General features: G+C 70.8%; 18 protein-coding genes (1 of these 18 running past the window's edge). 5 read left to right on the top strand and 13 right to left on the bottom strand.

Translation table 11 applies throughout. The features are described from left to right. From Aiant_RS34460 to Aiant_RS34435, 6 genes are all read right to left on the bottom strand, one after another. Positions 1-406, bottom strand: partial view of an LLM class flavin-dependent oxidoreductase gene (locus tag Aiant_RS34460; protein WP_189333119.1) — the beginning only. The gene continues 941 nt to the left of window position 1, outside the view; only the first 406 of its 1347 coding nucleotides appear in the window; its start codon is at positions 404-406; the stop codon falls past the left edge of the window. Then, positions 406-1302 (bottom strand): TauD/TfdA dioxygenase family protein, encoded by an 897-nt coding sequence (locus Aiant_RS34455; RefSeq protein WP_189333118.1) that lies wholly within the window; start codon positions 1300-1302, stop codon positions 406-408. Before Aiant_RS34455 ends, Aiant_RS34460 begins: the two co-directional genes overlap by 1 nt. Positions 1303-1317: 15 nt before the next feature. After that, positions 1318-2052, bottom strand: a complete 735-nt coding sequence (locus Aiant_RS34450) for an ABC transporter permease (RefSeq protein ID WP_229830651.1) — start codon at positions 2050-2052, stop codon at positions 1318-1320. A 100-nt stretch (positions 2053-2152) separates the two neighbouring features. Continuing rightward, positions 2153-2950 carry an ABC transporter ATP-binding protein gene (locus Aiant_RS34445; protein ID WP_189333116.1) on the bottom strand — a complete coding sequence of 266 codons (798 nt, stop codon included), beginning with the start codon at positions 2948-2950 and terminating at the stop codon, positions 2153-2155. Continuing rightward, positions 2947-3963, bottom strand: a complete 1017-nt coding sequence (locus Aiant_RS34440) for an ABC transporter substrate-binding protein (protein WP_189333115.1) — start codon at positions 3961-3963, stop codon at positions 2947-2949. The genes Aiant_RS34445 and Aiant_RS34440 overlap by 4 nt, the downstream gene beginning before the upstream one ends. A 365-nt stretch (positions 3964-4328) precedes the next feature. Beyond that, positions 4329-5351 (bottom strand): sporulation protein, encoded by a 1023-nt coding sequence (locus tag Aiant_RS34435; RefSeq protein ID WP_189333114.1) that lies wholly within the window; start codon positions 5349-5351, stop codon positions 4329-4331. 121 nt (positions 5352-5472) lie between these two features. On the opposite strand from Aiant_RS34435, the gene Aiant_RS34430 reads away from it, so the two are divergent. Then, positions 5473-5814 (top strand): cupin domain-containing protein, encoded by a 342-nt coding sequence (locus Aiant_RS34430; RefSeq protein WP_189333113.1) that lies wholly within the window; start codon positions 5473-5475, stop codon positions 5812-5814. A 45-nt stretch (positions 5815-5859) separates the two neighbouring features. On the opposite strand, the gene Aiant_RS34425 is transcribed toward Aiant_RS34430, so the two are convergent. Next, positions 5860-6849, bottom strand: a complete 990-nt coding sequence (locus tag Aiant_RS34425) for a malate dehydrogenase (protein ID WP_189333112.1) — start codon at positions 6847-6849, stop codon at positions 5860-5862. Between the two features lie 104 nt (positions 6850-6953). Continuing rightward, positions 6954-7736, bottom strand: coding sequence for an SAM-dependent methyltransferase (locus Aiant_RS34420; RefSeq protein ID WP_189333111.1), 783 nt, complete (start codon positions 7734-7736; stop codon positions 6954-6956). 105 nt (positions 7737-7841) lie between these two features. Here Aiant_RS34420 and Aiant_RS34415 point away from each other — a divergent pair, with 105 nt between their 5' ends. Beyond that, entirely contained in the window at positions 7842-8369 is a 528-nt protein-coding gene (locus Aiant_RS34415; RefSeq protein ID WP_229830648.1) for a hypothetical protein, read from the top strand. Positions 8370-8455: 86 nt separating this feature from the next. Then, complete coding sequence (locus Aiant_RS34410) at positions 8456-8920, top strand: sensor histidine kinase (protein WP_189333110.1); 465 nt, start codon at positions 8456-8458, stop codon at positions 8918-8920. On the opposite strand, the gene Aiant_RS34405 is transcribed toward Aiant_RS34410, so the two are convergent. Beyond that, positions 8885-9823: a hypothetical protein gene (locus Aiant_RS34405; protein WP_189333109.1), complete on the bottom strand. Its 939-nt coding sequence runs from the start codon at positions 9821-9823 to the stop codon at positions 8885-8887. The two genes, Aiant_RS34410 and Aiant_RS34405, sit on opposite strands and share 36 nt — an antisense overlap. Before the next feature lie 661 nt (positions 9824-10484). On the opposite strand from Aiant_RS34405, the gene Aiant_RS34400 reads away from it, so the two are divergent. Then, complete coding sequence (locus Aiant_RS34400; RefSeq protein ID WP_189333108.1) at positions 10485-11087, top strand: excalibur calcium-binding domain-containing protein; 603 nt, start codon at positions 10485-10487, stop codon at positions 11085-11087. Here the strand turns inward: Aiant_RS34400 and Aiant_RS34395 are convergent. Both Aiant_RS34395 and Aiant_RS34390 read right to left on the bottom strand, forming a co-directional pair. After that, positions 11051-13063 carry a glycoside hydrolase family 15 protein gene (locus Aiant_RS34395; protein WP_189333107.1) on the bottom strand — a complete coding sequence of 671 codons (2013 nt, stop codon included), beginning with the start codon at positions 13061-13063 and terminating at the stop codon, positions 11051-11053. The two genes, Aiant_RS34400 and Aiant_RS34395, sit on opposite strands and share 37 nt — an antisense overlap. Positions 13064-13099: 36 nt before the next feature. Continuing rightward, the gene (locus tag Aiant_RS34390) at positions 13100-15418 is read right to left on the bottom strand and encodes a PAS domain S-box protein (protein WP_229830646.1); all 2319 of its coding nucleotides are present in this window, start codon (positions 15416-15418) and stop codon (positions 13100-13102) included. Between the two features lie 53 nt (positions 15419-15471). Here Aiant_RS34390 and Aiant_RS34385 point away from each other — a divergent pair, with 53 nt between their 5' ends. Continuing rightward, positions 15472-16260, top strand: a complete 789-nt coding sequence (locus Aiant_RS34385) for an SAM-dependent methyltransferase (protein ID WP_189333106.1) — start codon at positions 15472-15474, stop codon at positions 16258-16260. Here the strand turns inward: Aiant_RS34385 and Aiant_RS34380 are convergent. After that, a complete protein-coding gene (locus tag Aiant_RS34380; RefSeq protein WP_229830643.1) occupies positions 16226-16483 on the bottom strand; it encodes a hypothetical protein in 258 nt (85 codons plus the stop codon). The two genes, Aiant_RS34385 and Aiant_RS34380, sit on opposite strands and share 35 nt — an antisense overlap. Positions 16484-16522: 39 nt before the next feature. Continuing rightward, a complete protein-coding gene (locus Aiant_RS34375; protein WP_189333105.1) occupies positions 16523-17071 on the bottom strand; it encodes a hemerythrin domain-containing protein in 549 nt (182 codons plus the stop codon). Between the last annotated feature and the right edge of the window lie 9 nt (positions 17072-17080).

Genomic DNA, 17080 nt, shown 5'->3' with positions numbered 1-17080 from the left:
GGGCGGCGTCCAGGCCGGCGGTGGTGACGATGTTCCACCCGGCCCGGCCACCGCTGATGATGTCCAGCGAGGCGAACCGGCGAGCCAGGTTGTACGGCTCGTTGTAGGTGGTCGACGCGGTCGCGATCAGGCCGATCCGCTCGGTGGCGCCGGCCAGCGCGGTGAGCAGCAGGGTCGGTTCGAGGACGCCGGACGGGCGGCGCCCGACCTGGTCCCAGAGCACCGGGCCGTCGGCCAGGAAGAGCGAGTCGAGCTTGCCGCGCTCGGCGGTCCGGGCGATGTTCTTGAAGTGCTCGACGTCGAGGTCGGCGTAGGGGTCGCTCTCCGGCAGGCGCCAGGCGGCCTCGTGGTGCCCGACGCTCATCACGAAGGCGTTCAGGTGAAGCTGCCGCTCAGAAGAGGACATCACTGCACCTGCGGGGTGTAGTGGGTGGCCTCGTCGCCCTCGAGGATGTAGCTCTTGGTGCCGTCCAGGCTGACCGGGACGTCGCCGGCGACGGTGACCCGGTGCAGCTTGCGGGCCAGGTCGCCGTAGTCGTCGGCGGCGTAGTGCTGGGTGCTGCGGTTGTCCCAGACGACGATGTCGCCGACCTGCCACTTGTGGCGCAGGGTGTTCTCCGGCCGGGTCACGTAGTGCTGGAGCAGGCGCAGGATGTCCCGGGACTCGGTCCTGGACAGGCCGAGGATGCCGGTGACGAAGTTGCCGATGAACAGGTTCGGCCGGCCGGAGTCGGGGTTGACGCGGACCACCGGGTGCGCGGTGCGGTACCGGGTGGAGACGAAGACCTTGTGGTACTCCTCGACCTCGGTGGAGCGGAACTGCGGGTGCTCGGCGTAGTCGTACTCGTTGGAGTGCTCGGCCCAGGCCCGGTCGGCCAGCAGGCGCAGGTGCTCCGGCAGGTCGGCGTAGGCGGCGGCGGTGTTGGAGAACAGGGTGTCGCCGCCGTACGGCGGGATGACCAGGCTGCGCAGGGTGGTGGCCTTGGGCGGGGCGACCACGAAGGTGACGTCGGTGTGCCAGGCGTTGGCCCGGGCACCCTCGCCGCCCGCCACCTCGAGCACGTTGGCCTGGCCGTCGACGGACGGGACGGTCGGGTGCGCCAGGGTCAGCTCGCCGAAGATCGACGCGAAGCGCTGGTGCTGTTCGTCGTCGAGGTGCTGGCCGCGGAAGACCAGGACCTTGTGCTCGACCAGGGCGTCGTGGATCTCCTTGGCGGCGCCCTCGTCGAGGGGGGACTTCAGGTCGACGCCGGTCACCGAAGCGCCGATCCGGCCACCGATCCGCGTGATTTCGATGCTCATGACATTCCTCCGAAATTAGTTGGTGCGCCAGGTCGAGAAGCGACGCTCGATGGCGATCAGAAGCTGGTTGACGAGCAGGCCGATGGCGGAGATCGTGATGATTCCGGCGTACATGTCAGGCACCGCGAAGTTGTACTGGGCGTAATTGATGAGGTATCCGAGGCCCGCTTTGGCGCCGACCATTTCGGCCGCGATCAGAATGAGGATCGAGTACGCCCCGGCGAGCCGGATGCCGGTGAAGATGGTGGGCACCGCGGCCGGCAGGATCACCTTCTGGAACAGGCGCAGCGAGCCGAGTCCGAGGGACCGCGCCGACTTGATAAGCAGCGGGTCGACGGTGCGGACGCCACTGACCGTGTTGAGCAGGATCGGCCAGGCGCAGGCGTACAGAATGATCGCGATCTTGGAGGTCTCGCCGAGGCCGAGGATCAGCACGAAGACCGGGAGGATCGCCAGCGCCGCGGTGTTGCGGAAGACCTCCAGCAGCGGGTTGAGCAGGTTGGCGACCGGTTTGTACCAGCCGATCAGCAGGCCGAGCGGGATGGCGATGACGATCGCGAGACCGAAGCCGGCCAGCGAGCGGGTCAGGCTGGCCTGGGTGTGTTCCCACAGCTCGCCCGACTTCACCAGTTCCCACCAGGCCTTCAGCACCTCGGAGAGCGGTGGCAGGAAGGTCGCGTCGACCACGCCGAGCCGGGGCAGGATCTCCCAGACCGCGGCGAGCGCGAGGATCGCGACCGACCGAGTCACAACATTTCCGAAAAATCCTGTGATACGCCGGTGACGGCGCGCAGCCGGCGCGGTCACTACCAGGGGTGCCGCGGTCTGCGCGGGCTCAACCAGGGTGGAGCTAGACACGGGAAGCCTCCAGTTCCAGCGAACGGGCTTTGCTGACCTCGTCGCGCAGCAGGCTCCAGATCTCATGCCGGTAGTGCGCGAACTGCGGGTCCGACCGGACGTCCTCGGACTGCTCGAGCTGAGGAATGTCCACCACCTGCTTGATCCGCCCCGGACGCGAGGTGATCACGGCCACCCGCTGTCCGAGATAGACCGCCTCTTCGATGCCGTGCGTGATGAACACGACGGTCTTGCCGGTCTTCTCCCAGATCCGCAGCAGCTCGTCCTGGAGCCCGTCCCGGGTCTGCGCGTCCAGCGCCGCGAACGGCTCGTCCATCAGCAGCACGTCGGGGTCGAACGCGAGGCTGCGGGCGATCGCGACGCGCTGCTTCATGCCGCCGGAGAGCTCGTGCGGGTAGCGGTCGTGGAAGCCGGCCAGGCCGACCAGGTCCAGGTACTCCTTGGCGCGGGCGGCGCGTTCCCGGCGCGGCACGTGCTTGGCTTCCAGACCGAATTCGACGTTGCCCTGGGCGGTGCGCCACGGGAGCAGGGCGTACTGCTGGAAGACGACGCCGCGATCCAGGCCGGGGCCGGTGATCTGCTTGCCGTCGACCAGGATCCGGCCGCTGGTCGGCTCAGCGAGGCCGCCGAGCAGGTCGAGCAGTGTGGACTTGCCGCAGCCGCTCGGCCCGACGATGACCAGGAATTCGCCGTCCTTGACCTCCAGGTTGATGTCCTGGAGCGCGGTGACCGTGGTCCCGCGGGCCTGGAACACCTTGCCGATGTTCTCGAAGACGATCTTCGAGGTCATGCCGCACCTCCGACGTTGTACTGGTTGGTGAAGATGTCGGTGGCCTTGATGTCCTTCTTCAGCTCGCCGGACCGGCTCAGCCAGTCGACCCAGGTCTGGAACTCCTTGTCGGCGATCACGCCGTTCTTGCCGGCCACCCCGAAGCTCTTCCAGTACTGCAGCGGCGAGCTGTCCTCGCTCCGGCCGCGCTTCTTGACGATCTCCTCGAATTTGGCGATGACCTGGTCACGCGGGGTGGTGCGGGTCCACTCGATGGCCTTGCCGACGCCGGTGACGAAGGTCTTGACCGTGTCCGGGTTCTTCTTGAGGAAGTCGTCGCGGAAGATGTAGCTGCCCGCGGTGAACTCGCCGAGCAGGTCGAAGTCGGTGAACACCGGGTGGATGCCACCCCGCTCGAGAGCCTTGTCGCGCAGCGTGCCGCCGAGGGTGCCGACGTCGATCTGCTTCTGCCGCAGCGACTGCTCGGTGTTGACCGGCGGGACCACGACCAGCTCGACCTGCTTGATCTCCGCGTCGGTGAGCCCGTTCTTGGCCAGGTAGGTCTTGATCACCGCCTCGTGGTGCGCGCCGAGCGTGTTCACGCCGATCTTCTTGCCGATCAGGTCGCGGGCGCTCTTGATCGGGCTGCCGTCGAGCACGTAGTAGCCGCTGAAGGTGTCCTTGTTGACGCCGTAGTAGCCGATCACCGCCTTGATCGGCGCGCCGTTGGCGGCGAGTTTGACGATCGCGCCGTTGAACGCGCCACCGAAGTCCGTGTCACCGGTGGTGGCGGCCTGGATGTCCTGTGGACCGCTGATCGTGTTCCCGATCCACTTGAGCTTCAGGTCGCCGAGGTAGCCGAGGTCCGCGGCGAGCTCGGGCAAGGTCACCGCGCCCACGCTGCCCTGATATCGCAGTTCCTTGACCTGCTCGCCGGCGGCCGCGGCGCCGCTGTCGCCGCATGCGGAGAGCCCGGTGACGGTCAGCAGTGCGCCGCTCAGCAGTCCGGCAAGTGCGGTTCGACGGGTGGTCATGATTGCTCCTCAGGGGTCATCGGACGACATTCGAGAATGCCGCCGGAGAAGAAAAGGGCGATTTTGCGTACGAATACACCGCAGTGACCGGCGACGATGCGGGGTCCGGCGGTATTGCAGGGGCGGCGACTTCGCCGTCACACGCTCAACAGGCGCAGGTACACACCCGGAGGTAGTCGACGAAGCGACGCCGGGTCAGGCGCTTGCTTCGGCTCATGCCTAGGAACGTAAACGGCTGGCGACGCCGCGTCAGCACCTTTGTGACCCAGGTCACATACATTTCCCATAGGGTGAGTGGGATATGAAACGAGAAAAGAGGGCGGCAGCGCCCCACGCGCTACCGCCCTCTCCCGAGAAACCGCAGGTCAGTCGTCTCCGCCGAAGTCCTCGAAGGCGTCCTCGATGGCCTCACCGACGAAATAGCCGGCGGCCAGACCGCCGACCGCCCCGAGGACGGCGCCACCCATCCCACTGCCGTGCCGATAGTGCCCGTGGTGCGAGGGACCGTGCCCGTAACCGTGTCCACCGTGGCCGTAACCGGGCGGCGGGGGCGGCGGGTAGCCCGGAGCGCCGTAGGCGCCGTGGCCGGGAGCGCCGTAACCCGGGCGGGACTTGTGCCGGTCGACCGCCTGCCGGACCCAGCCGTCCACGACCGACCGCCAGTCGGTGGTGTCCGCGTCGTGGTGGGAGACCGTGTAACGGCTGTAGGTGTCGTGACCGCTGTGGAACAGGCCGCCGCGCTTGTCGAACTCCAGGACCACCTCGACCTGGTGCGGGCTGGTCACGAAGGTGAGCTCGACCTCGTTGACGGCGTGCGCGTACTGCGGGGCGGGCCAGTACTCGATCTCCTGGTAGAACGGGAGGGTCTGGTGGACGCCGTAGATCTGACCGTACTCCAGGTCGGCGGACTTGAAGCGGAAGCCGAGCTGGCCGAAGGCGTCGAGGATCTTCTGCTGGATCGGCAGCGGGTGCACGTAGACCGGGTCGAGGTCGCCCTTGTCCAGCGCACGGGCGATGGACACCTCGGTGCGCACGCCCATCACCATGCCGCGCAGCTGCTGCCCGTACGCCGTCGTCACCGGGGTCTCCCACGGCATGTCGATGCGGAACGGGATGGACAGCTGCTGACCCGGGTAGATCCGGGTCGGGCCGGCCACGGTCAGGCGGAAGAAGTCGCCGGTCGTCGAGTAGTCACCGCCGCCGCCCTCCACCTCCATGCGGGTGACCAGGGCGAGCGTGATGTGCTCGATGTCCGCTTCCTGAGTGCCGCCGGTGAGGTTGACCTGACCGGTCAGCGGTGCTCCCGGATAGGTGCTCGGGTTGCTCAGCACGGTGTCGACGCTCGGACCGCCGACGCCCATGGCGCCCAGCAACTTCTTGAAGACCACGATCTCTCCTGTGCTCCGTAGCCGGCTTCGTCGGAACGCTAGCAACGCCGCCTGGAGGAAGGCTGAGAAAGCCCACGACCAGCCGTTGTTGACGCGAAGCCTACGACTATCGTGCAAGGTCATGGAGCCAGTAGCGGTCTATCACCTCACCGACGTCACCGTCGGCCACGAGCCGAGTCACCCGGACGAGGTCGTCGCGGGCGAGCCGACCACCGGGGCGGTCACCGTCACCACCCTGGACGGGCTGGGCGTGGAGGTCGGCGTGTGGGAGATGAGCACCGGCGCGGTTCGTGATGTGGAGGCCGAGGAGGCGTTCCTGGTCCTGTCCGGCCGGGCGACGATCGAAACGGATTCGTCGACGACCACCGTCAAACAGGGCGATCTGGTACGCCTGGCCGCGGGCACCAAGACCGTCTGGACGGTGACCGAGCCGATCCGCAAGCTCTACGTCACCGGGATGTGAGAAAGGGCGGCTTCTCGCGTACGAAAAGCCGCCCTTGATCGTGAATTACTTGATCAGGCCGAGACCCTGCACCGCGGTCCGCTCCTCCTGGAGCTCGGCGACCGAGGCGTCGATCCGGGCGCGGGAGAACTCGCTGATCTCCAGGCCCTGGACGATCTCCCACTTGCCGCCCGTCGAGGTGACCGGGAACGAGGAGATCAGGCCGGCCGGCACGCCGTAGGAGCCGTCGGAGACGATGGCGGCCGACGTCCAGTCGCCCTCGGCGGTGCCGTTGACCCAGGTGTGCACGTGGTCGATCGCGGCGGAGGCGGCCGACGCGGCCGAGGACGCGCCGCGGACCTCGATGATCTCGGCGCCGCGCTTGGCGACCCGCGGGATGAACTCGTCGGCGAGCCAGGCCTGGTCGACCAGGTCCTTGACCGCTCGGCCGGCGGCCTCGGCGTGGAAGACGTCCGGGTACTGCGTGGCGGAGTGGTTACCCCAGATGGTGACCTTGCGCAGCTCGGCGACCGGGACCTGGAGCTTGGCGGCGAGCTGGGCGAGGGCCCGGTTGTGGTCCAGGCGGGTCATCGCGGTGAAGCGGTCGGCCGGGACGTCCGGCGCGTGCTGCTGGGCGATCAGGGCGTTGGTGTTGGCCGGGTTGCCGACCACCAGGACGCGCACGTCGGAGGCGGCGCCCGCGTTGATCGCGGCGCCCTGCGGGCCGAAGATGCCACCGTTCGCCTCGAGCAGGTCGCCCCGCTCCATGCCCTTGGTCCGCGGGCGGGCGCCGACCAGCAGCGCCACGTTGACGCCGTCGAAGGCGGCCTTCGGGTCGTCGAACACGTCGACGCCGGCGAGCAGCGGGAACGCGCAGTCGTCGAGCTCCATCGCGGTGCCCTGGGCGGCCTTGGTGGCGGCCGGGATCTCCAGCAGGCGCAGGCGGACCGGTACGTCCGCGCCGAGCAGGTGACCGGAGGCGATGCGGAACAGCAGCGCGTAGCCGATCTGGCCGGCTGCGCCCGTCACGGTGACGGTGACCGGTGTCTTAGTCATGAGTTTTTGTCTCCCGAGGTTGAGGCATATCGGCACCCGATCCGGACTCTATCCCTCGCGTTACGGGACGATGACGCGGATGCCGATGGATGTGACCTCACGCGTCACTTCCGGGCGACTCCCGCGTAAAGCGCCACCTCGGCCGGGGTGGGTCGTTCGGCCTGCTCGGGGCGCCAGTCGCAGGCCGCGACGAGCCCCGGCTCGACGAGCGCCAGCCCGTCGAAGAAGCGGGCCACCGCGGCCCGGTCGCGGGCCAGCGCGTCGACCTGGCCGGCCTGATACATCGCGTGGTACATCGCGGCGTGCTCGGGGCTGACGAAGTCCATGGTCGCGTGGGTGGCGACCAGGTAGCTGCCCGGCGGCGCGGCGGCCAGCAGCTCGCGGACCACGGCACGGGCCTGGTCGTCGCCGGTCAGGAAGTGCAGCACCGAGATCAGCAGGATGCCGACCGGCCGGTCGGGATCGAGCAGCTCGCGCACCTCGGGGGCGGCCAGGATCTTGCCGGGGTCGCGGAGGTCGGCGTCCACATACGTCGTGGCGCCGCCGATCATCAGGGCCCGGGCGTGCGCCAGGACCATCGGGTCGTTGTCGACATAGACGACCTTGGCGTCCGGGGCGACCGCCTGAGCCACCTCGTGCGTGTTGTCCGGGGCGGGCAGGCCGGTGCCGATGTCGAGGAACTGGCGGATGCCCGCCTCCGCGGCCAGGAACCGCACCGCACGCTGGTGGAAGGCACGACCCTCCCGCGCGGTGGTCCGCACGGCGGGATAGGCCGCCGCGATCCGATCCCCCGAGTCACGGTCGACCTGGAAGTGGTCCTTGCCGCCGAGCCAGTAATTCCAGCGGCGGGCCGGTGACACCGTGTGCGGATCCACCTGATCGCTCATCACATGGTCATCCTAACCGGATTTCCTCCACTGTGGACATCGATGGTTTTCTGGTTCGGCCTCGCGGGCATATCCTGCATCGGCGGACTCACAGAAAGGTGCAGCGTGGCCATTCTGGCGCCGCCCTACCGGCCCTTCTCCCCCGGCTTCCCGCCGCTCGACCCGGCGCGCGGGGACGGCGGCGCGACCATCGCGGTCACCTTGCGTTACGCGCCACTGGCGTTCCTGCTCGGGCTCTTCACCCCGATCCTGCAGATCGACGGCCACAACGTGCCGGCCGGCTGGGGACGGGTGACCACCCCGGTCGCGCTCGGCGAGCACCACGTGCACGTGCACGTGCCCTATCTGCTGCCGTCCCGGCTGGGCGCGGCCGAGACCACCGTGCTCGCGTTGCCGGGCAAGACCGCCGAGTTGGAGTACCGGGCGCCGCTGCTGGCCTTCCTGCACGGGGCGCTGGGACCGCCGCCGCAGAAGTACCCGGGCCTGATCATGGCCGTGCTCTTGCTGATCGTGACGGCGATCCTCGCGATCTGCGGCTGCGCCGGGCTCCTCAGTTCGGCCGGGCAGGACGACACGCCCACGGCCGCGGCCCGGTCCGGGCCGCATCACACCGCTTTCCGGTACGGCGAGTAGCCCCGCTTCGCGAACGGAAACGCCGGAGAAACCCCGCGGCCGTCAGGCTGTCGCCCATCGATGGTGCAACGCGGGGAGGAGACACCATGCCGGTGCCGCTGATCGACGAGCTGCCCTTCGACCTGGCCGAGCTGGTCCGGTCGACGCTGGCCGCACACCGTGCCGAGGCCGACGAGCACGACGTGGTGCTGCTGCACGCCATCGCGCCGGCGGTCGCGCTTGGGCACCCGGAGCTGGCCGGCCACCTGGTGACCAGCCTGGTCGAGAACGCCATCCGGAGCACCGAGCCGACGGGCTGGGCCGGGGTGACGGTCCGCAGCGACGCTCTGCGCGCCGTCCTCACCGTGGTGAACACCGGTCCGGCGACCGCCGGCGACCAGGTGCCGGCCATGGCCAGCCGGTCGGGGGCGATCGTCACCGTCACGCCGCGGCCCGAGGGCGGGCTGGTCGTCGAGGCGGCGTTCCCGGCGGCCCGGCACGTGGCGGATCGGCGCAGGGCACCCCTGTCTCCGCGGTCAGAACCCGGAACAGAAACTCCCGCACAGTGGTGACCAGTTCTTGTGCCATTTTCCGGCGTCGTCGGGGGCGTACCAGTCCGCGCCCTCCGCCGGTTCCATCGCCACCCACCGCAGGGGCGACTGCGGACCGCCGAGAGAGAGGGTGCGCGTCTCGCCGTTGACGGATGCGGTGATCGTGACGAAGCCGGTGTACGCGTGGTCCGGCTTGGATTTCACATGGATGGCGACGAGGTCCTGGCTCTTGTCGGCGAGCGCGACGGAGGCCGGCGGCATCGCCTCGGCCGGTCCGCTGTCGATCTCCGAGTCATCCCCGGTGGTCTCGACGACGGTGGTCGTCTGCTGCTGGCTGTCGATGGTGATGTCGTGGTGGTAGAAGAACCCGTCGCCGCCGAAGACGCACTTCACCCAGGTCCCCGAGCCCGGGGGGACCGCCTTGCGGGTGCCGAGGCTCACGGTCGCCCGGGTCAGCGTGACCAGGTCGGGAGTCCCGGCGGAGAGGACCACCGTCTTGCTGATGTCGGTCAGGTGGAAACGGTCGATCGAGCGGACCCAGGCCATGAAGCCCGCGTCGTAGCAGGACATCTCGCCGACGGTCCGCTCCGGCGGTGCGGGCAGCCGGTCCGGCGGCCCGTCGAACCAGAGATACCAGGGCGAGCCCTCCCGCACCTCGACATTGGCGATCTTCGGCGCCCGCGCCTCGCAGTGGATCACGTTGTTGACGCCGTTGGCGTTGCAGTCACCGGCGACACTTCCCCCGGCCTGCGCGTCGCCCGCGACACCGGCCGGCCCGTCCCGCAGTCGGGCCACCACGACAGTCGCTCCGGCGCCGGCCAGCAGGATGGTGGCCAGGGCGCTCGCGACGGCCCACCGGACCCGCTTGCGCGGCGGGCCCGACCCGGCCGGCACGTGCTCGCGCGGCTCCTCCGGTGACGTCACGCCTCGGCCCCCATCGTGTCGGTGTCAACAGGTGATCTGATTGCCGGAACCGACGGCGTTGCAGTCCCCGGACACCTCCGCCGAGATCCGCGTCTGCGGCGGCGCCGGCCGGGTCTCCCCGCCGTCGCCGGTGAACTGCAAAACGTCACCACGACGCCCACCACGGCGAGGACGGCGCCGACGCATTGCCACGCCGGGTCCCGGACGGCGGTCAGGACGCGCCGCCGGAGACTGCCGGCGGGCGCGCCGTCGTACTGATCCCCGGTTTCCCCCGCGTCCATCTGGTTCCGACGCCTCCCTCAGCCACCACCGAGGCGCCAGTATCGAAGACGTCGGCGCGTGATCGCCAGGAGCCCGCGCCGGGCCGGTGGGCCGATCCCACGATCGGGCCGGACGACGCACCGGAAGGATTCGCCCGTTCGGACAGGTAGGGGATCAACATGACTGACGGTGACGAACCGATCAGCGGGTACCGATGGCCGGTTTCGGCCACAAGGCTCTCGCTGTGAGTCTGCCACCGCCACAGGATCCCTGGTCGCGCCCGTCGGAGCCGTCGCCGGAACATGGGCCGCCGCCGTCTTACGGACCACCACCGGGCGGGCCCGGAGCGTCTTACGGACCACCGCCCGCTTACCCGGCAGCGCCGCAGTACCCGCCGACCATGCCCTACGCGCCGCCCGGCAGGCCGCCGTCCAGGTGGAAGCCGTGGCACAAGGTCACCCTCGGCGTGGTGGCGGCCCTCGGCCTCTGCGTGTGCGGCGTCGCGGCCTTCGCCCCGGACAGCCCGAAGACCCCGGCCGGACCGGAGAGCACCGCGGCCGCCCAGCAGGTCGCCGACTCCTCGACCGCTCCGGCGACCGAGGCCGTGGTCGCGACACCGACGGCCACGAAGACCACCACGCCGGCCGCCCCGAAGACGACCAAGCCGAAACCCGCACCCACCACGACGAAGCCCGTCTACTACGCCAACTGCGCCGCCGTCGAGGCCGCCGGGCTCTACGAGATCCGCAAGGGGCAGCCCGGTTACCGCAAGGCCCTGGACCGCGACGGCGACGGCGTGGCCTGCGAGGCCGACGACACCGAGCCGGCCGACGACGACACCGGTGACGACGACGGCGGCGACTCCGGCAGCGGCGGGACCGACCCGCGCTTCCGGACCTGCGCCGAGGCGAACGCCAACGGCTACGGCCCGTACCGCGAGGGTGTCGACCCGGAGTACGACTGGTATCAGGACCGCGACGGCGACGGCGAGGTCTGCGAGTAACGGTCCGCCACCGCCGCCGGCCGCTCCACCACCCGGCCGGCGGCCAGGTCCCCGGCGAGCCGCAGGTACTGCGCGTGGGTCCAGGCCAGCGGCGTCGCCGAGGTGCTCGGCGTGCCCAGCGGGCGGTACGGCGGGTACTGGTCCCAGACCTGCTCGGGCAGCATCCGGCTGGGTCCGGCCGCGCTCGCCAGGACGGCCAGCTGTGCCCGGGCCGCCCGGGCCGAGCCCGCGCCAAGCAGGTATTCGCCGCGTTCGCCGTTGAGCAGCGGCCAGGCGCGGCCCCGGGTGATCAGCGAGTCGGCCGGCAGCGGATAGTCCCACTGGCTGCCGTCGGCCTTCTCGCCGTACCCGTCGAACGACGCCCGGTGCCAGAACGGCCCGGCCGCGAGCTGGGCGTCGACCACCCGCAGCGAGTCGCCGAAGACCGGGTCTGCGGCCGGCAGCACGCCGAGCCGGGCGAGTTCCAGGAAGCCCGGGTCGACCACCCGCCGCTGGTCGACCCCGGACGGCCCGCTGTCCCCGATGTCGTAGGTGGTGCCCTGGTCCGGCTTGCCGTCCTTGGTCAGCCGCAGGAAATACGGTTTCGCCGAGTACGGCCCGGTGGTGGTCACCGTCCAGCCCTTGACCGCGGCCTGCCACCGGTCGGCGACCGCGAGGTAACGGGCGGCCGCCGCGGCGTCCCCGTTCGCCTCGGCGATCGACGCGGCGCAGACCAGGCCGGCGATCTCCGCGGCGATGGTGGCCGGCGAGTACCCGGACTGGTTCTCCCAGCGGTCCTGCGGGCTCCACGGCGCCCGGTTGCCGTCCTGCTCGAAGCCGATCAGGAAGTCGGCCGCGCGGCGCACGTGCGCCCAGGTCGCCGCGTCGGTGCGGCCCAGCTGGTAGGCGAGCACGATCGGCAGCCCGACCTCGTCCAGTTGCAGGCCGCCCCAGACCGGGGTGCCGTCCAGCCGCGAGTTCTGCGGGAACGACCCGTCCGGCTTCTGCTGCACGGTGAACAGGTAGTCGAGGGCCCGCTCGGCGCCGGCCCGGTCGCCGGCCGCCAGCAGCCCGGTCGCGATCTGGTAGAGGTCCCGGGCCCAGACCAGGTGGTACGGCCCGGACGGGTCGTCGCGCCCGAAGGCCCAGGGCGAGGCCGGCGCGGCCACGTAGGCGCCCCGGTGGGTCTTGTCCTCACTGGCCGCCAGGATCATCGCGGACACCCGCCAGAGCGTGCGGTCGGCGACCGACGGCGGCCGGCGCAGCCCGTCCAGGTAGTGGTGCCAGCCGGCCGCGTAGTCCCGGGCGATCGGGTCGAAGCCGCGCCGCAGACCGGCCCGGGCGCCGGCCAGCGCCGCGCCGGTGGACGGGCCGAAGGCGAGCGCGAGAGTGGTGTGCCGGCCGCTGAGCCGGCCGGTCTGCACCAGGTCCCCGGGCGCGCTGCTGGACGTCGAGCGGAAGCCGGGGGACGCCACCAGGGCGCTGGCCACGTCGCCGTCCACGGCCAGCAGGGCGTCGCCCTGCACGCTGCCGGTGTCGCCGCCCCGGCTGTTGCCCAGCGCCGGGTCGTAAACCACCTGGAGCTGGTAGCCCTTCGGGGCGCGGAACTCCACGTCGACGAGCACCGTCGACCGGTTCGGGTCGGTGGCGTACCGAAGGAGGATCTGCCATTTTCCGGACGGGCCGGACAGCCGCTGCGCGAAGCTGAGGCTGCGCTCGTCGGTCAGCCTGGTCTCGGCGGACGAGGGGCCGGAGACCACGAAACTCAGTGCGCGTGCGCTCGGCGTACCCAGATCGGGATAGAAGATCTCGCCGAGGCCGCCCGACTTCTGCACGGTGGCCCACACCTTGCTGCCGGTGCCGGCCGAGGTCACCAGGCCGGTCTTGTCCGCCGGCAGATATTGCGGAGTATCGCCGGGATCAGCGGAAACGCCGGCCAGCGGGGGCAGGGCAAGCAGGGCCGCCGCCAGGCCGCGGCCGATTCTCCGGTACGCCATGAGCCCGCCCATACCCCGATGACCGTCGATGAACCGTCACGGTTTCGCTTGCAGCTCATCGTGCAAAGCCCGCATCAGCTCCGCACTGGTGAACGGCTTCTCCAGCAGGTGCACGCCGACCGCGAGGGTGCCGTGGTTGGTCAGCACCGGCTGGGCATAACCGGACATGAACAGCACCTTCGTCCGGGGGTACCGGGTGGTGACCGCGTCCGCCAGGTCCTTGCCCAGCATCCCCGGCATGATCACGTCGGTGAGCAGCACGTCGATCCGGTTCTCGGCGGCCAGCCGCAGCGCCTCCTCGCCCCCGTTCGCGGTCAGCACGGTGTACCCGCCGCGCCGCAGGATCCGGCTGGTCACCTCGCGCAACGCGTCCTCGTCCTCGGCCACCAGCACCGTCGCCCCGTGCCCGGTCAGCCCGGCGGCCGTGTCCTCCGCGGTGATCTCCTGCGCCTGCACGTCGGTGACCGGCAGCAGGATGGTGAACGTGGTCCCGATCCCCGGCTCGGAGTAGATCTGCGCCGTCCCGCCGGCCTGCGTGATGATCCCGTAGACGGTGGCCAGCCCGAGCCCGGTCCCCTGCCCGCTCGGCTTGGTGGTGAAGAACGGCTCGAACGCCTTGTCGATCACCTCCTTGGGCATGCCGGTGCCGGTGTCCGAGACGCGCAACCTCAGGTAACGGCCGATGCTCAGGCCGGCCCGGGCGGCCGAGTGGTCCGCGTCGACCCGGACCTCGGCGGTGTCGATGGTGAGCCGGCCGCCGGTCGGCATCGCGTCCCGGGCGTTCACCGCCAGGTTCACCAGCACCTGCTCCAGCTGGCCCGGGTCGGCCATCACGGCGGGCAGCGCGTCGGCCGTGCGTACGGTGAGGGTGATGTGTTCGCCGAGCGACCGCTCCAGCATCTGGTGGACCTCGGTCACCACCGTGTTGAGGTCCAGCGGTCGCGGCCGGATCACCTCCCGCCGGGCGAAGGCGAGCAGCTGGTGGGTCAGGTCGCTGCCGCGCCGGGCGGCCCGGGCGATCTGCTCGGCGTCGGCGGCCGGCGCGCTGCCGGCCGCGTCCTCGATGATGAACGCCGCGTAGTTGAGGATCACCGCGAGCAGGTTGTTGAAGTCGTGCGCGATGCCGCCGGCCAGCTGTCCCAGGCTCTCCAGGCGCTGTGCCTGCTGCATCCGGGCCTCCAGCTTCTGCCGGTCGGTCTCCTCGCGCAGCCGGCGCCGCTCGGCCTCGGCGGCCAGCCGGTCGGTGATGTCCCGGACCGCGGCCACGGTGATCACGCCGGTCTCGGTGTGCAGCGCGCTGCACGCGATGTCGACCGGCAGCTCGGCGCCGTCGCTGCGGATCGCCCGGCGTTTGGCCCAGCGTTGCTCGCCGTCCCCGGTGCGCTCGGTGTCCAGCGGGGTGGAGTCGCCGCCGGTGCGCAGCACCGCGGAGACCCGCGGCAGCCCGTCCGGCAGCAGCCGGGACACCGGGGTGTCGATCAGGTCGTGCCGGCGGTGCCCGAACAGCCGCTCCGCCTCGGCGTTGACCAGCACCACCGCGCCGGCCTCGCCGACGCCGAGCAGCGCGTCCGGGGCCGCGTCCAGGATCGCCTGGACCCGGGCCTCGGTGCGTTCCCGCTCGGTGATGTCCCGGGTCGTGGTGGTGGTGCCGAACATCGTGCCGCGCTCGTCGACCAGCGGTGAGATCAGCGTGTTGACCACGATGACCTGGCCGGTGGCGGTGAGCCGGGCGGCCCGGTACCGGTCCACCCGGCCGCCGAGCCGGATCAGGGTGCGGATCTGTTCCTCGTCGGAGCGCCGGTCGGGCGGGATGATCCGGTCGATCGGCCGGCCGATCATGTCGGCGGCGGTGAACCCGTAGAGCAGCTCGGCGCCCGGGTTCCAGGACAGGACCAGGCCGTCCAGGTCGGTGGTGACGATCGCGTCGTGCGACGACTGGACCACGGACGCGAGGAGGGCGCGGGTCCGGGCCGCCTCGCGCTGCGCGGTGTCGTCGCGCAGGACCGAGGTGACGTACGTCTGCCCGTCCGCCCCCTGCACCGCGGAGAGCGAGATCTCCACCGCGAAGATCGTTCCGTCCCGCCGCAGCCCGCGCAGCGGCAACCGGCGCAGCGGCCGGTGCGCGCCGGAGAGGTAGCGGGCGCGCTGCCCGGGGTGCCGGTCGCGGACCTCCGCCGGCACCAGCAGGTCGACGGAGTGGCCGACCAGGTCGCCGGGCGGGTATCCGAACATCTCGTGGGCGCGGCGGTTGGCGATGGTGATGGTGCCGTCCGAGCGGCTGATGACGATCGCGTCCGGGGCGGTGTCGATCAAGAGCCCGGGCAGGGCGTCACGTGACTCCACCACGACCTCCATCCCAAACTACGATAATCCCAGATTTTTCGTGCGGACTGGGTAAAAAGTGAATTATGGGAATCGACCCGAACAAGCCCAGCGCGGCCCGCATCTACGACGCCTTCCTGGGCGGGACGCACAACTTCGCCGCCGACCGGGTGGTCGCCACCCGGGCCGTCGAGCTCGTCCCCGACATCCCGGAGATCGCCCGCGCCAACCGGGCCTTCCTGCGGCGGGCGGTCCGGTTCGCCCTGTCCCGCGGCATCGACCAGTTCCTCGACCTGGGCTCCGGCATCCCCACCGAGGGCAACGTGCACGAGATCGCCCAGGCGATCGACCCGGGCGCCCGGACCGCCTATGTCGACGTCGACCCGACCGCGGTGCTGTACGCCCGGGACATGCTCGCCGCGGACCCGAACACCGTGGTGATCCAGGCCGACCTCCAGGAGCCCGGCACGGTGCTGGCCGCGCCCGCGCTGCGGGACCTGATCGACCTGTCGCGGCCGGTCGCCGTCCTGATGATCGCGGTGCTGCACTTCGCGCCGGACAGTCCCCGGCTGACCGCCGCGCTGCGCGATTACCGGGCGGCGGTGGCGCCGGGCAGCCTGCTCGCGATCTCGCACACCACCGGCAGCGGCGCCGACCCGGCCGCGCTGGAGCGGATCGCCGACCTGTACAACCGCACCGGGACGCCGCTGGTGCTGCGCGACCGGGCGCAGGTGGCCGGACTGTTCGAGGGCTGGGAACTGGTGGAGCCGGGCGTCGTCTTCTGCCCGCAGTGGCACCCGGACCCGGAGGACCCGCCGGAGGCCGACCCGGCCCGGCTGCTCATGCTGGGCGGCGCCGGGCTCGCGCGGCACTGAGGTCGCTGTCCGCCGGACGGTCGCCGCCGTCGCACTCGTCCTCCGGCTCCAGGTCCATCAGGTCGAGCAGGTCCGGGCCGGAGTGACCGGTGTCGACCGTGCCGCCGATCAGGCCGAGCGCGGCGGCACAGTTGCGGCCGTACCCCTGCACCATCCGGTCCACCCGGGTCGGGTGACCGCAACGGCGGCACGGCCGCATCCGCGCCGGAGGTAGATCAGACACCCCACCAGTATCGGTGGACCGGCCGGGGAACGCAGGCGGTCACCCCTCGCCGACCGCCTTCGCGAGCTCGTCCTTGGTCATCGAGGACCGGCCCGGGATGTCCTGCTCCTTCGCCTTCTCGTAAAGCTCCTGCCGGGTGGCCGGGTGCTCCTCGGCGGGCAGGCCGCCGGTCGTCGCCGCCAGGAACCGCTGCCCCATCTCCTCGCGCTCCGCGTCGCTGAGCCGGTCGGCGAGGACCGGCAGCAGGTCCTGCTCCTCCTCCTCGACGTGGTGCCGGAGCTCGCCGGTGATCGCCGCGAGCGTGCCGTCCCAGCCGGGGTCGTCGGGGCTGCCGTCGAGCAGGTTGCGCAGCATCTCCTCGATCTGGTGGTGCTCCTCGACGCCGTCGCGCACCTCCTCGCCGGTCTCGGCCGCCTTGGCGCGGATGGTCGGGTAGACGAAGTCCTCCTCCGCCTCGGAATGCGGCAGCAGCATCTTGGCGATCTCCTGAAGGATCGCCAACTGGTCGTTCTCCTCCGAAGCCGCCTGCTCCAGCAGCGCGTCGACCTTCTGGTGCTGCTCCTTGATGATCTCCACGATGTCCGGCACGGAACCTCC

It is taken from the genome of Actinoplanes ianthinogenes, from assembly GCF_018324205.1.
GTDB lineage: Bacteria > Actinomycetota > Actinomycetes > Mycobacteriales > Micromonosporaceae > Actinoplanes > Actinoplanes ianthinogenes.
Note: the sequence above shows the minus strand (reverse complement) of the source record. Positions and strands in the feature narration are given on the sequence as shown.

Coding starts and splice junctions, on each gene's coding strand:
- Aiant_RS34400 (WP_189333108.1), top strand. CDS start 10,485: ATGCCCTACGCGCCGCCCGGCAGGCCGCCGTCCAGGTGGAAGCCGTGG.
- Aiant_RS34410 (WP_189333110.1), top strand. CDS start 8,456: ATGCCGGTGCCGCTGATCGACGAGCTGCCCTTCGACCTGGCCGAGCTG.
- Aiant_RS34425 (WP_189333112.1), bottom strand. CDS start 6,849: ATGACTAAGACACCGGTCACCGTCACCGTGACGGGCGCAGCCGGCCAG.
- Aiant_RS34390 (WP_229830646.1), bottom strand. CDS start 15,418: ATGGAGGTCGTGGTGGAGTCACGTGACGCCCTGCCCGGGCTCTTGATC.
- Aiant_RS34385 (WP_189333106.1), top strand. CDS start 15,472: ATGGGAATCGACCCGAACAAGCCCAGCGCGGCCCGCATCTACGACGCC.
- Aiant_RS34395 (WP_189333107.1), bottom strand. CDS start 13,063: ATGGCGTACCGGAGAATCGGCCGCGGCCTGGCGGCGGCCCTGCTTGCC.
- Aiant_RS34455 (WP_189333118.1), bottom strand. CDS start 1,302: ATGAGCATCGAAATCACGCGGATCGGTGGCCGGATCGGCGCTTCGGTG.
- Aiant_RS34445 (WP_189333116.1), bottom strand. CDS start 2,950: ATGACCTCGAAGATCGTCTTCGAGAACATCGGCAAGGTGTTCCAGGCC.
- Aiant_RS34440 (WP_189333115.1), bottom strand. CDS start 3,963: ATGACCACCCGTCGAACCGCACTTGCCGGACTGCTGAGCGGCGCACTG.
- Aiant_RS34430 (WP_189333113.1), top strand. CDS start 5,473: ATGGAGCCAGTAGCGGTCTATCACCTCACCGACGTCACCGTCGGCCAC.
- Aiant_RS34420 (WP_189333111.1), bottom strand. CDS start 7,736: ATGAGCGATCAGGTGGATCCGCACACGGTGTCACCGGCCCGCCGCTGG.